At 54.4% G+C, this 13,300-nt stretch carries 8 protein-coding genes, 1 tRNA gene, 3 rRNA genes and 1 pseudogene (1 of these 13 only partly in view); 8 read left to right on the forward strand and 5 right to left on the reverse strand.

From position 1 onward, the window contains the following. Nucleotides 1–5 precede the first annotated feature (5 nt). The 8 genes from V8L73_RS17805 to fdhF all read left to right on the forward strand — a co-directional run bounded on the left by V8L73_RS17805 (nucleotide 6) and on the right by fdhF (nucleotide 8,665). The gene (locus V8L73_RS17805) at nucleotides 6–1,568 is read left to right on the forward strand and encodes a hydrogenase 4 subunit F (RefSeq protein WP_347253628.1); all 1,563 of its coding nucleotides are present in this window, start codon (nucleotides 6–8) and stop codon (nucleotides 1,566–1,568) included. 25 nt (nucleotides 1,569–1,593) lie between these two features. Next, nucleotides 1,594–3,306, forward strand: a complete 1,713-nt coding sequence (locus V8L73_RS17810) for an NADH-quinone oxidoreductase subunit C (RefSeq protein ID WP_027275601.1) — start codon at nucleotides 1,594–1,596, stop codon at nucleotides 3,304–3,306. A gap of 14 nt (nucleotides 3,307–3,320) precedes the next feature. Then, entirely contained in the window at nucleotides 3,321–3,875 is a 555-nt protein-coding gene (gene hyfH / locus V8L73_RS17815; protein WP_027275600.1) for a hydrogenase 4 subunit H, read from the forward strand. Continuing rightward, a complete protein-coding gene (locus V8L73_RS17820; protein WP_261832854.1) occupies nucleotides 3,872–4,654 on the forward strand; it encodes an NADH-quinone oxidoreductase subunit B family protein in 783 nt (260 codons plus the stop codon). Before hyfH ends, V8L73_RS17820 begins: the two co-directional genes overlap by 4 nt. A gap of 4 nt (nucleotides 4,655–4,658) precedes the next feature. Then, a complete protein-coding gene (locus tag V8L73_RS17825) occupies nucleotides 4,659–5,072 on the forward strand; it encodes a formate hydrogenlyase maturation HycH family protein (protein ID WP_261832855.1) in 414 nt (137 codons plus the stop codon). Then, the gene (gene hycI, locus V8L73_RS17830; RefSeq protein WP_027275597.1) at nucleotides 5,069–5,539 is read left to right on the forward strand and encodes a hydrogenase maturation peptidase HycI; all 471 of its coding nucleotides are present in this window, start codon (nucleotides 5,069–5,071) and stop codon (nucleotides 5,537–5,539) included. The genes V8L73_RS17825 and hycI overlap by 4 nt, the downstream gene beginning before the upstream one ends. Before the next feature lie 368 nt (nucleotides 5,540–5,907). Continuing rightward, nucleotides 5,908–6,453, forward strand: coding sequence for a 4Fe-4S dicluster domain-containing protein (locus tag V8L73_RS17835; protein ID WP_027275596.1), 546 nt, complete (start codon nucleotides 5,908–5,910; stop codon nucleotides 6,451–6,453). 67 nt (nucleotides 6,454–6,520) lie between these two features. After that, on the forward strand, nucleotides 6,521–8,665 hold the full coding sequence (fdhF, locus tag V8L73_RS17840; protein WP_081650817.1) for a formate dehydrogenase subunit alpha: 2,145 nt from the start codon (nucleotides 6,521–6,523) through the stop codon (nucleotides 8,663–8,665). Between the two features lie 57 nt (nucleotides 8,666–8,722). On the opposite strand, the pseudogene V8L73_RS17845 reads toward fdhF, so the two are convergent. From V8L73_RS17845 to V8L73_RS17865, 5 genes and pseudogenes are all read right to left on the reverse strand, one after another. Further along, nucleotides 8,723–10,291 (reverse strand): annotated as a pseudogene (locus tag V8L73_RS17845) (sigma 54-interacting transcriptional regulator); the annotation flags it as partial. A gap of 876 nt (nucleotides 10,292–11,167) precedes the next feature. Next, nucleotides 11,168–11,283: ribosomal RNA gene (gene rrf, locus V8L73_RS17850) — 5S ribosomal RNA — on the reverse strand. Nucleotides 11,284–11,313: 30 nt separating this feature from the next. Beyond that, nucleotides 11,314–11,389, reverse strand: a tRNA-Thr gene (locus tag V8L73_RS17855). A 186-nt stretch (nucleotides 11,390–11,575) separates the two neighbouring features. Next, a 5S ribosomal RNA gene (rrf, locus tag V8L73_RS17860) occupies nucleotides 11,576–11,691 on the reverse strand. Between the two features lie 110 nt (nucleotides 11,692–11,801). Next, a 23S ribosomal RNA gene (locus tag V8L73_RS17865) occupies nucleotides 11,802–13,300 on the reverse strand; it runs 1,495 nt beyond the window's last position.

Consider the following 13,300-nt stretch of genomic DNA (forward strand, 5'->3'; position numbering starts at 1 on the left):
GGAAAATGACGAATACGCTATGGACTTACGCTCTGCTCTCAACGCCGCTGCTGATTTCACTGCTGTGCTTCGCCTGTCGCTGGCTTGGTAACGCCCGCCAAGCCGTCACCGTGCTGCACTCCATCGGCATTATTGCTACCTGCGGATTTTCTCTGTTGACGGTTTGCGGCGTGCTTCAGTCTGGAGCGCTGCTGGCGCTGCACCAGTGGATCTATATCGACAGCCTCGGCGCGCTGTTTATCGCTATCATCGGCGTGATTGGGCTGCTGGCCGGGCTTTACTCCATCGGCTATATGGGGCATGAAGTCGAGCATGAAGAGGTCAGCGTTACGACGCTTTGTAGCTATTACGGCTTCTTTCACCTGTTTTTGTTCACCATGCTGCTGGCCGCCACCGCCAACAATATCATCATGATGTGGGTCGCTATTGAGGCTACCACGCTAAGCTCGGCGTTTCTGGTCGGGCTCTATGGGCAACGCTCTTCACTGGAGGCGGCCTGGAAATACATCATCATCTGTACGGTCGGCGTCGCCTTCGGGCTTTACGGCACCGTACTGGTTTATGCCAACGCCGCGGGTGTATTGGCAGACCCGAGCCAGGCGATTTTCTGGACGGTCCTGCATCAAAACGCCAATCTGCTCGATCCGACGCTGATGCATCTGGCCTTCGCCTTTGTGCTGATAGGCTTTGGCACCAAGTCCGGCCTGTTTCCGATGCACGCCTGGCTGCCAGACGCCCACAGCGAAGCGCCAAGCCCCACCAGCGCCATGCTGTCGGCCGTGCTGCTCAACTGTGCGATGCTGGTGGTTATCCGCTACTACATTATCGTCAACAAGGCCATCGGCTCCGAATTTCCGCAAATGCTGATGTTGATTTTCGGCCTGCTGTCGGTGGCCGTCGCCGCGCTGTTTATCATCGTTCAGCGCGATATCAAGCGGCTTTTAGCCTACTCCAGCGTGGAAAACATGGGGCTCATCGCCCTTGCCTTCGGTATCGGCGGGCCTCTGGGTACGCTGGCCGCGCTGCTGCACACCGTTAACCACAGTCTGGCAAAAACCCTGCTGTTCTGCTGTTCAGGCAACGTTCTGTTGAAGTACGGCACGCGAGATATGGACGCGGTTAAGGGAATTATGCGCGTAGCCCCGGTAACGGCGGTGCTGTTCGCCGGCGGCGCGCTGGCGCTCGGCGGCATGCCGCCGTTCAACGTGTTCGTTAGCGAGTTCATGCTGGTGACCGCCGGTATTCAGGCCGGCAAAGTCGCCGTTATCGTCGTTTGCCTGCTGCTTTTAACCGTTGTACTGGCCGGGCTGGTGAAAATGGTGGCCTCAACGGTACTGGGGCCAAGCCCTGAAGCGTTGGCCAAAGGCGAGCTGGGAGCAATGACGCTGTTGCCCATCGCCCTGTTAATGGTGCTGATGTTGATAATGGGCCTGCACATTCCGCAGCCGGTGCTTCAACTTTTACACAACGCCGCCGCTATCGTGATGGATAACGGCAGTTTACCGGTCGGCGATTCGCTGACGTTGCCCTGGCAGAGCGTCCAGGCTGCGGTCGTCCACGGTCAATAGTCATGAACGACAGGAGAAACAAAACGTGAATACCCTTAGTGAAACTAAAGTCGGTCATGGCTATGTTGAAGGCGTAAGGCAGAAGTTCCCGTCGGCGGTGCTGGAAGAGAGCTGGCAAACGCACAATCAGGTTACCCTGACGGTAAAAACCAACGCGCTGCCGGAGATCGTCGAATGGCTTTACTACGTACAGGGCGGCTGGCTGTCGGTGCTGTTTGGCAACGACGAGCGGCCGCTTAACGGCAGCTACGCCGTTTACTACGTGCTGTCGATGGAAGCCACTGTGAAAAGCTTTGTCACCGTCAAGGCAATGGTCGACGCCAATACGCTGGAATTTCCTTCCGTTACGCCCCGCGTTCCCGCCTGCGTATGGGGCGAACGCGAGGTACGCGACATGTACGGCCTGCGCCCGGTAGGTCTACCCGACGAGCGCCGCCTGGTACTGCCGGACGACTGGCCGGACGATCTCCACCCACTGCGTAAGGACGCCATGGACTACCGCGAGCGTCCGGATCCGACTACCAACACTGAAACCTATCGCTTTGTGAACGAAGGCGGCGAAAGCCGCGTCGTCCCCATCGGGCCGCTACACATCACCTCTGACGAACCGGGGCATTTTCGCCTGTTCGTCGACGGTGAAGACATCGTCGACGCCGACTATCGCCTGTTCTACGTTCACCGCGGCATGGAAAAGCTGGCGGAAACCCGCATGGGCTATGATGAGGTCACGTTCCTGGCCGATCGCGTATGCGGCATCTGCGGCTTTACCCACAGCGTGGCCTACGCCAACTCGGTTGAGAACGCCCTCGGCATTCACGTCCCCGAGCGCGCCCAAATGATCCGCACCGTTTTGCTGGAGGTAGAACGCTTACACAGCCATCTGCTGAACATCGGCCTCTCCTGCCACTTTGTCGGTTTTGATACCGGCTTCATGCAGTTTTTCCGCGTGCGCGAAAAAGCGATGAAGATGGCGGAAATGCTAACTGGCGCGCGTAAAACCTATGGCTTAAACCTGATAGGCGGCGTACGCAGGGACATCCTGAAAGCCCAGCGGCTAGAAGCGCTTAAAACGCTGCATGAAATGCGCACGGAAGTCACCCAACTGGTCGAGATCCTGCTGGATACGCCTAACATGCAGCAGCGCACGGTCAACGTCGGCGTGCTGGACCGTAAGGTCGCCAGAGACTACAGCCCGGTAGGGCCCGTGGTTCGCGCCAGCGGCTACTTCCGCGACGTGCGTAAGCTCCACCCCTTCGCTGGCTACGCCAACGTGCCTTTTGAAGTTCACGTTAAGGACGGCTGCGACGTTAACTCCCGCGTGATGATCCGCATTCAGGAGTTTTACGAGTCCATCGCCATCATCGAATACGCGCTGGACAACTTGGCAGATGGCCCGCTGCTGGTAGAAGGTTTCCGCTATCAGCCCCACCGCTTTGCGCTGGGCATTACCGAGGCGCCGCGCGGTGAAGACATCCACTGGAGCATGCTGGGCGACAATCAGAAGCTGTATCGCTGGCGCTGCCGCGCCGCGACTTACGCCAACTGGCCGCCTCTGCGCTACATGCTGCGCGGCAACACGGTGTCCGACGCGCCGCTGATTATCGGCAGCCTCGATCCCTGCTATTCGTGTACCGACCGGGTCACCGTGGTCGACGTACGCAAGCGTAAGGCGCAGACCGTGGCCTACAAAGAGATCGAGCGCTATGGCATTGAGCGCAAGAACTCTCCGCTGAAGTAACGCCGAGGTGAATCATGTTTAAACTGCTGAAAACCATACTGAACGTCGGTGATACCACAGTTAAGTATCCCTTTAAGCCCTACGACGTCTGTCAGGATTTCCGAGGCAAGCCGGAGTATAACGCCGAGCAGTGCATTGCCTGTGCGGCTTGTACCATGGCCTGCCCCGCCAACGCGCTGACCATGAGTACCGATACCGCAAGCGGCGAACGCACCTGGTCGCTATTTCTCGGACGCTGTATCTTCTGCGGTCGCTGCGAAGAAGTGTGCCCAACCAGGGCGATCCGGCTGTCGGAAGAGTTTGAGCTGGCGGTGTTCAACAAACAGGATCTGTTTCAGGAGGCGGTATTCCAGGTCGCCTCATGCCGCATTTGCCATAAACCATTCGCGCCGCAAAAGTCTATTGACTACGCGATTTCGCTGCTTATTCAGGCCGGCATGAGCCAAGAAGAGGCGGAAAGCCGTCGTTCCCAGCATGAAACCTGCCCCGAATGCAAACGCAAGCAGAGCGTCGCCCATTCAGACAGCGTCGCGCTGGGCCTGCATCTTAATCAGGAGATGACAAAATGAGCAGTCAACTCGAAACGGTGGTTAACGGTATTTCCAAGCCGCTGTCGGTCGAAGAACAGGTCGCTAAGCTTAAAAAGACGCTGCTTAAAGACATTCAGCGCTCGGCTTACGTTTATCGGGTCGACTGCGGCGGCTGCAACGGCTGTGAGATCGAGATTTTCGGCACCATTACGCCCGTGTTTGATACCGAACGTTTCGGCATCAAGGTCGTGTCGTCTCCGCGCCACGCCGACATCCTATTGTTTACCGGCGCGGTCACGCGCGCCATGCGCGCCCCCGCGCTGCGCGCCTATGAATCGGCTCCCGATCCCAAAATCTGCATTTCTTACGGTGCCTGCGGCTGCGGAGGCGGCATCTTTCACGATCTGTACTGCGTCTGGGGCGGAAGCGACCAAATTGTGCCGATTGACGTTTACATTCCCGGCTGCCCGCCGACGCCAGCGGCTACGATTTACGGCTTCGCCATGGCGCTGGGGCTGTTAGATCAAAAGCTAAAAATGCCTAACCATGTGCAAACGGCAGGCGAACATCCTGCGCTACGTTTCCCAACGCTGCCGGCCTCCGTACGCGTCGAACTTGAGCGGGAAGCTCGCAGAATGGCAGGCTACCGTCAGGGCGGCGACATTGCCGACGAGTTTATGCGGCTACTGACGCAAAACGTTCCGCACTCCGTTGATGAACGTATCGCTGCCTATCTCGACAAACATGACGACCCGCGCCTGCGGGAGATTGTCGGCCGCTTGCATGCTATTTGCGCGCCGCGCCTGAAAGGAGAGTAGAACAATGTCGACCGATAACGTGGTGTTCTACACCCTAAACCAGAAATTTCTCGACAGCGACGACGACGTGCCGGAGCAGAGTCAGCAGGTCATGTACTATTCCTTGGCTATCGGCCACCACGTCGGCGTCATTGACTGCTTAAAAACTTTGATGCACGTTCCGACCGAAGACTACCGAGACTGGGTAGCCCAGCTGCCAGAAGGCGGCGAAGCGCGCAGAAAAATGGAAGGCCTGCTGAGGTTTGGCGAGATTACTATCGACAGCAGCCACGTCCAACTTTTAGCGCAGGCCTGGTCTGCAATAGGCGAGCGCCTGACGAAGATTCAGTCAGAATGGACGCAAACGCTGATGAAAGCGCTACACGCTATCGACAAAGAGCCGGCGATTTATCTGATTGTCAGAAGGCGCAACGCATGACGGTTTCAACCGCTTCCCGCGTTGTGCTTACCGTGGGCAACGCCATGATGGGGGACGACGGTGCCGGGCCGAAGCTTTATGAGATGATGATGAACTCGTCGATCGCAGGCTGGGAAGCCATCGACGGCGGCAGCGCGCCTGAAAATGAATCACACAGGGTCAAAGCGCTTAGGCCAAACACGCTTGTGATTGTAGATGCAGCCGATATGGGGCTGGAGCCGGGAGAGATTCGCCTGATAGACGCAGAAAGCATCGCCGACATGTTTATCATGACAACCCATAACCTGCCGCTGAACTTTCTGATAGACCAGCTAAAAGAGGACATCCCCGAGGTCTTTTTTATCGGTATTCAGCCCGACGTGGTGGCGTTCGCCTTTCCCATGACGCCCGTCGTCTCTGAAGCCGTGGACGCCGTTTACCAAAGCCTGACTCGTTGGCGGGGTGAGCCGGAGTTTGAGTGGCTGTAGGGCTTGAGCATATTCACAAATTGATACTCATCAAATAAACAACTTTGCTGAATTTCAGTGAATATTGCGGCACGTCAACATGGAGGGAATCTATCTGGTGTATCACTGCACGTTGGGAAGTTGCCCCCAAATATGAGACAGCGGCATCGACATATTTGACGAGCCGATGTCGACACGCCGTCTGGTTCACAGAGAAACTACGGCAAAGCAAATAAAATCAGTGAATTATAAAAACAAAAAGCTGGCATAAACCCTGCTTATCTCTTTTAGGGCAGTAGCATGAGATAAGCCTTTTGGAAGGCCAGCCTTTGAACACAGTCTTCCTCTGACCGCGCGGCGGTCGATACGTGAGTAATGGAGATGTATTTATGAACCGGTTCGTTATCGCCGATCCCAAGAACTGTATTGGATGCCGCACTTGCGAAGTCGCCTGTGCCGTCGTCCACAGTGCGGGTAACGATGTGGCAAACCTGTCGGCCAAAAGCTTTTCTCCCCGCATTCGGGTAATCAGAGGCAGCACGGTCAGCACGGCTATTCTTTGCCGCCACTGTGAAGACGCGCCCTGTGCGGAAGTTTGTCCTAACGGCGCCATTGTAAGAAGCAATAGCAGCATTCAGGTGATCCAGGAAAAGTGCATCGGCTGTAAAACCTGCGCGATTGCCTGCCCTTATGGAGCAATGAGTATTGTAACCAGCCAGGTCACCGTACCGAGCGACGGCGCTATTGTCGGTTCTCGCCTTAAGGCGCAGGCGCTCAAATGCGATCTGTGCGAAGGCGTAGCGGAAAGCCCCACCTGCATAAAAGTGTGCCCAACCAACGCGCTGCGTCTGGTAACGCCTGAATCATTAGACGCCTTAATGCGGCAGAAGCAAGAACGAGCCGCACTGGAAGAGGCGGGAGAAATTCATTTTTAGCTATCCGTTCTTGACTATCCGTTTCTGGTGAATGGGTAGACCCATGGACTTGAGGAGCAATGTGAGCATGAAAAAAGTCATTACCGTCTGCCCGTACTGCGCGTCGGGCTGCAAAATCAACCTGTTGGTTGAGGGCGGGAAAGTCGTTGGCGCTGAAGGCGCAAACGGGGTCACCAATCAGGGAGAGCTCTGTTTGAAGGGCTACTACGGCTGGGACTTCCTTAACGACACCAAGATCCTGACCCCTCGCCTGACAAAACCGATGATCCGCCGCCAGCGCGGCGGCGAGCTGGAAGCCGTTTCGTGGGACGAAGCGATAGAGTTCGCCAGTTCCCGTATGAAAAAAATCATCGAAGAACACGGCCCTGACGCCGTGATGACTTCCGGTTCATCTCGCGGCCCAGGCAACGAAGTGAACTACATTATGCAGAAGTTTGCTCGCGCCGCTATTGGTACGAATAACGTAGACTGCTGCGCTCGCGTCTGACACGGCCCCTCGGTTGCAGGTCTGCACCGCTCGGTCGGCAACGGCGCAATGAGTAACTCCATCCCCGAGATGGAAGATACCGATTGTCTGTTTATCTTCGGCTACAACGCCGCGGATTCACACCCTATCGTAGCTCGCCGCATTCTGAAGGCGAAGGCGAAAGGGGCTAAAGTTATCGTCTGCGATCCGCGCTATATTGAGACCGCGCGCATCGCCGACCTTTGGCTGCCGCTAAAAAATGGCAGCAACGTGGCGCTGCTCAACGCTTTTGCCAACGTACTGATTAACGAAGGGCTGTACAACAAAGAGTTCGTCGCTAACCATACCGAAGGCTTCGAGGAGTACTGCAAGGCGGTTGAGAAATACACGCCGGAGTACGTTGAAGAGATTACCGGCCTGTCGGCTAAGCAGATCCGCGAAACGATCCGCATGTACGCCGCTGCGCCTTCCGCCACCATCCTGTGGGGGATGGGCGTAACCCAGTGGGGCCAAGGCGTCGATACCGTTCGCTGCCTGACCAGCCTGGCGCTGCTGACCGGCAACCTGGGGCGGCCAAACGTTGGTGTCGCTCCCGTTCGGGGCCAGAACAACGTTCAGGGCGCCTGCGACATGGGTGCGCTTATCGATACGCTGCCCGGCTATCAGTACGTTAACGATCCGGCCGCCAGGGAGAAATTCGCCAAGGCCTGGGGCGTTGAGTCGATTCCAGAGAAGAAGGGGTATCCTCTCAGCGAGCTTCCCCATAACGCCATCACCGGTAAAGTGAAAGCGTTCTACGTGATGGGGGAAGACCCTTTGCAGACGGAGCCCGATCTGTCCGTCGTCCGTCAGGGCTTTGAGGCGCTGGACTTAGTCATCGTACAGGACATCTTCATGACGCAAACCGCCGAAATGGCGGACGTTATCTTCCCAGCTACGTCCTGGGGCGAACATGAAGGGGTTTACACCAGTGCAGACCGCGGATTCCAACGTTTCTATAAGGCCGTTGAGCCGAAAGGCGACGTAAAAACCGACTGGGAAATCATCTGCCTGATGTCGAGTGCGATCGGCTATCCGATGAAGTACAACAACACCAAAGAGATCTGGGATGAACTTCGCGAGCTGTGCCCGATCTACTACGGCGCCACCTATGAGAAAATGGAAGGCCTCGGCTACGTGCAGTGGCCATGCCCAACCCTTGACCACCCCGGCACTCAGTATCTGTTCGCCGGCAGCAAGTTCAACCGACCTAACGGCAAGGGCGCGCTGTACGCCTGCGAATGGCGTCCGCCGATGGAGCCAACGGATGAAGAATATCCGCTGGCGTTGGCGACGGTGCGCGAAGTAGGCCACTACTCCTGTCGTTCAATGACGGGCAACTGCGCGGCGCTGCAGACCCTGGCCGACGAGCCGGGCTACGTTCAGATGAATACGCAGGATGCGGCTAAACTTGGCGTTAAGGATCAGGAGCTGGTCTGGATCTCATCCCGCCGAGGGAAAGTCATTAGCCGTGCGGCAGTCAGCGATCGCACTAACCAAGGTGCGGTTTACATGACTTACCAGTGGTGGATTGGCGCTTGCAACAGGCTAACGTTGGACGAGCTGGATCCGATATCCAGAACGCCGGAGTTTAAGCATTGTGCGGTGAAGGTTGAAGCCATTTCCGATCAAAACTGGGCGGAAAGTTACGTTCAAAAAGAGTACACGACGCTGAAGGGACGACTGCGCCAAGCAGCCGAAGCCTGACGCATCGGTATTCCATAAGAAAAGGGGCCAAATCGGCCCCTTTCATTTTTATACTCGTTAATCGCTTTCTAAAATATCCTTTACCGAGATCCCTAAGCGCTGCATGCGCGACAGTAGGGTCGTGCGCTTAAGCCCCAGCTTCTCCGCCGCGCCTTTAGGACCGGCAACTATCCCGTTAGTCTCTTTCAGCACGCGAATGATTTCCTGCCTCTCGGTTTCGCTGTCATCGGCCAAACGGACGGGCTTAGGCTGCGGCTTTTGTTTGGCAGGCTCTAAAGCTGGCCTGCCGTTCATCGGCGCTAAATGATACTGCAACTCCTGAGGCCGAAGGTTTAACACAGAGCCTTTGGTTAAAATCACCGCGCGTTCGATAACGTTTTGTAACTCCCGTACGTTGCCTGGCCACGGTAGCTTTGCCAAAAGCTCAATAGTTTCCGCCGGCACGCTTTCAATATGGCGGTTCATTCGTTTGGCAATGCTCTTGGTAAAGAACTTCACCAGCGACGGAATGTCCTCTGGGCGCTCGCGTAGCGGAGGAATAACGATGGGAAATACGTTCAGACGATAATAAAGATCGCTGCGGTAGGCTTTATCGATCACCATCTGGTGGAGATTGCAATTTGTTGCCGCAATCAGCCGCACGTCGACGGGAATAACCCGGCTTCCTCCCAAGCGTTCAATCTCTCTTTCCTGCAGCACGCGCAAAAGCTTGGGTTGTAAATCCAGCGGAATATCACCCACCTCATCTAAAAACAGCGTGCTGCGATCGGCCTGTTCAAAACGACCTACGCGCTGGGCAGTAGCGCCGGTGAACGCGCCCTTTTCATGGCCAAACAGATCGCTTTCCAAAAGCCCAGATGGAATCGCAGCACAGTTTACCTTTACCATCGCTCGCGAACTGCGCTGGCTTAGCTTATGGATCGCGCGAGCGATAAGCTCTTTTCCGGTTCCCGTTTCTCCTAATATCAGCACGGTGCAGTCGCTGTCAGCCACCATCGCTACCTGATCCAATACCGCAGACATCGCCTCGCTTTGCCCAATAATTTCGTCGAACGATTCAAAGTTGCGGATCTCTTCCGACAGATACTGGTTTTCATGAAGCAGATTGTCTTTCAAACGAGAAATTTCTTCGTAGGCCAGCGCATTATCCAACGCTATCGATATACGGGCAGCAATGTGGCTAAGCAGTGCAAGGTTTTGGTCTGAGAATACGCCGTCATCTATGCTGCCTAAGCACAATACTCCCAGCGTTCTTTCATTGAAAACCAGAGGCAACAGGCAAAATGAAGGAAGAGTGGTTTGAGAGAGCGCGGCAATATACTCATCTTGTGCGCTGGCGGTTTTAAACGTGCTGCTGTACAAAAGGCGGGGCTGCGTTTGATTAAGGAGCGACTTGAGCACTGGGCTTGCAAGAGAGCAGTAGTCGTGTCGATGAAGAACTTTTTCTTTGTTCTTAAACTCTGCGCTAAAGCGGCTTAATCGCGCTAAATGCGCGTCGGGGAGATCGAGACTTATATAGCTGATATTGAAAAAATGATGAATTTCGTCAGAAAGTTCGGCGGCCAGCTCGCTTAATTCTCGTTTAGCCAGCACGGTATTGGTGACGTCGACCAGAATACGAAAGTTCTCCAGCTCTTGCCGGAGTGAATTTTCGCCGTCAGAATAAATCGATTGCTCAAGCCGTAATAATGCCATAACTCAATCGCCATAAAGTCAGAAACATAGTGCCCAATCAGCGCTGAGATTTATTATCGTCTATTGGTCTATTGCGGGCTCTCTATCGCTGCGAGAAGCGGGAATGCTCAGTCAGGGCATGCGTAGTACTTATTTAGTGTACGATATTAACCCTTGCATTTGTATGACTTTCCAATATTGAATGGATAAAAGTGAACGCAGATCAAATTTAGTAAAAAAGAGTAATAGCAAGCAACAACGCGTTAGAGACAACAATTCAAAATGATGTTTAAAAGCAGTAAAAATATATTAATAGGAAATATGTTAATTAATTTTAATAACTAAAATTATATAACTTCTACTTTAGAAAATGACTCTCGGTTTTGGCTAACCGGCGATATCAAGTTCATATACTGAAATGCAAAGAGGCCACTCTCTCGAGTGGCCTCTTTTAATTAAAAGTCTGGCAGCTTATGAACCTCTTCAAGGCCCATCCTTCGGGCCTTTGTAACGTTCAAAAGGCGAAGCCTTTTTGTCTATAGCTAGTCTCATCGAGGCCGTTCTCCGGACATTCAAACTTGCTCCCAGCAGGTTTGTGTCCATCAAGTAGCGAACCGCCATTAACAAAAGCAAAAAGGCCACTCTCTCGAGTGGCCTTTTCTAATTAAAAGTCTGGCAGTTTATAAACCTCTTCGAGGTTCACCCTTCGGGCCGTTGCTTCGCAACGTTCAAAAGGCCTTGCCTTTTGTCCTACTCTCCATCGAGTAGCGAACTGCCATCAACAAACGCAAAAAGGCCACTCTTTCGAGTGGCCTCTTCTAATTAAGAGCCTGGCAGTTCCCTACTCTCGCATGGGGAAGCCCCACACTACCATCGGCGCTACGGCGTTTCACTTCTGAGTTCGGCATGGGGTCAGGTGGGACCACCGCGCTATCGCCGCCAGACAAAACTTTCTACGTCTAACGTAATTCAAGTGGTGCTGATACCCAGAGTCGAACTGGGGACCTCACCCTTACCAAGGGTGCGCTCTACCAACTGAGCCATATCAGCGCCGAATTTCCTACAGTGCTCGTATGTATACGCTCACTTCTAATTAAAAGCCTGGCAGTTTATAAACCTCTTCGAGGTTCACCCTTCGGGCCGTTGCTTCGCAACGTTCAAAAGGCTTTGCCTTTTGTCCTACTCTCCATCGAGTAGCGAACTGCCCGAACATCTGCATACTTCTTCAAATTAAAAGCCTGGCAGTTCCCTACTCTCGCATGGGGAAGCCCCACACTACCATCGGCGCTACGGCGTTTCACTTCTGAGTTCGGCATGGGGTCAGGTGGGACCACCGCGCTATCGCCGCCAGGCATATTCTGTTTTACTCCGCCGCTTTCGTATTCGTCATACTTCCGCCACAGAGCTTCAATCCACAAACAAGCTAAATAATTCGTCGTCTCTAAAACGCCTTCGGCGTTGTAAGGTTAAGCCTCACGGTTCATTAGTACTGGTTAGCTCAATACATCGCTGCACTTACACACCCAGCCTATCTACGTCATCGTCTTTAACGTTCCTTTAGGGAGCTCAAAGCTCCAGGGAAGACTCATCTTGGGGCAAGTTTCGCGCTTAGATGCTTTCAGCGCTTATCTTTTCCGCACGTAGCTACCGGGCAATGCAATTGGCATCACAACCCGTACACCAGCGGTGCGTTCACTCCGGTCCTCTCGTACTAGGAGCAACCCCCCTCAATCTTCCAGCGCCCACGGCAGATAGGGACCGAACTGTCTCACGACGTTCTAAACCCAGCTCGCGTACCACTTTAAACGGCGAACAGCCGTACCCTTGGGACCTACTTCAGCCCCAGGATGTGATGAGCCGACATCGAGGTGCCAAACACCGCCGTCGATATGAACTCTTGGGCGGTATCAGCCTGTTATCCCCGGAGTACCTTTTATCCGTTGAGCGATGGCCCTTCCATTCAGAACCACCGGATCACTAAGACCTACTTTCGTACCTGCTCGAGCCGTCACTCTCGCAGTCAAGCTGGCTTATGCCTTTGCACTAACCTCCTGATGTCCGACCAGGATTAGCCAACCTTCGTGCTCCTCCGTTACTCTTTGGGAGGAGACCGCCCCAGTCAAACTACCCACCAGACACTGTCCTCACCCGCGATTCAGCAGGTCGAGTTAGAACATCAAACATTAAAGGGTGGTATTTCAAGGTTGGCTCCATGCAGACTGGCGTCCACACTTCAAAGCCTCCCACCTATCCTACACATCAAGGTTCAATGTTCCGTGTCAAGCTATAGTAAAGGTTCACGGGGTCTTTCCGTCTTGCCGCGGGTACACAGCATCTTCACTGCGAGTTCAATTTCACTGGGTCTCGGGTGGAGACAGCCTGGCCATCATTACGCCATTCGTGCAGGTCGGAACTTACCCGACAAGGAATTTCGCTACCTTAGGACCGTTATAGTTACGGCCGCCGTTTACTGGGGCTTCGATCAAGAGCTTCGCTTGCGCTAACCCCATCAATTAACCTTCCAGCACCGGGCAGGCGTCACACCGTATACGTCCACTTTCGTGTTTGCACAGTGCTGTGTTTTTAATAAACAGTTGCAGCCAGCTGGTATCTTCGACTGGCTTCGGCTCCATGGGCAAGCCACTTCACCTACTGCCAGCGTGCCTTCTCCCGAAGTTACGGCACCATTTTGCCTAGTTCCTTCACCCGAGTTCTCCCAAGCGCCTGAGTATTCTCTACCTGACCACCTGTGTCGGTTTGGGGTACGATTTAATGTTACCTGATGCTTAGAGGCTTTTCCTGGAAGCAGGGCATCAACCACTTCATCTCCGTAGAGACTCGTCATCACGCCTCAGTGTTAATAGCGGTCCGGATTTACCAGGACCACCCACCTACACGCTTAAACCGGGATAACCGTCACCCGGCCGGCCTAGCCTTCTTCGTCCCCCCTTCGCAGTAACA

It is taken from the genome of Leminorella grimontii (assembly GCF_039789245.1).
Lineage (GTDB): Bacteria > Pseudomonadota > Gammaproteobacteria > Enterobacterales > Enterobacteriaceae > Leminorella > Leminorella grimontii.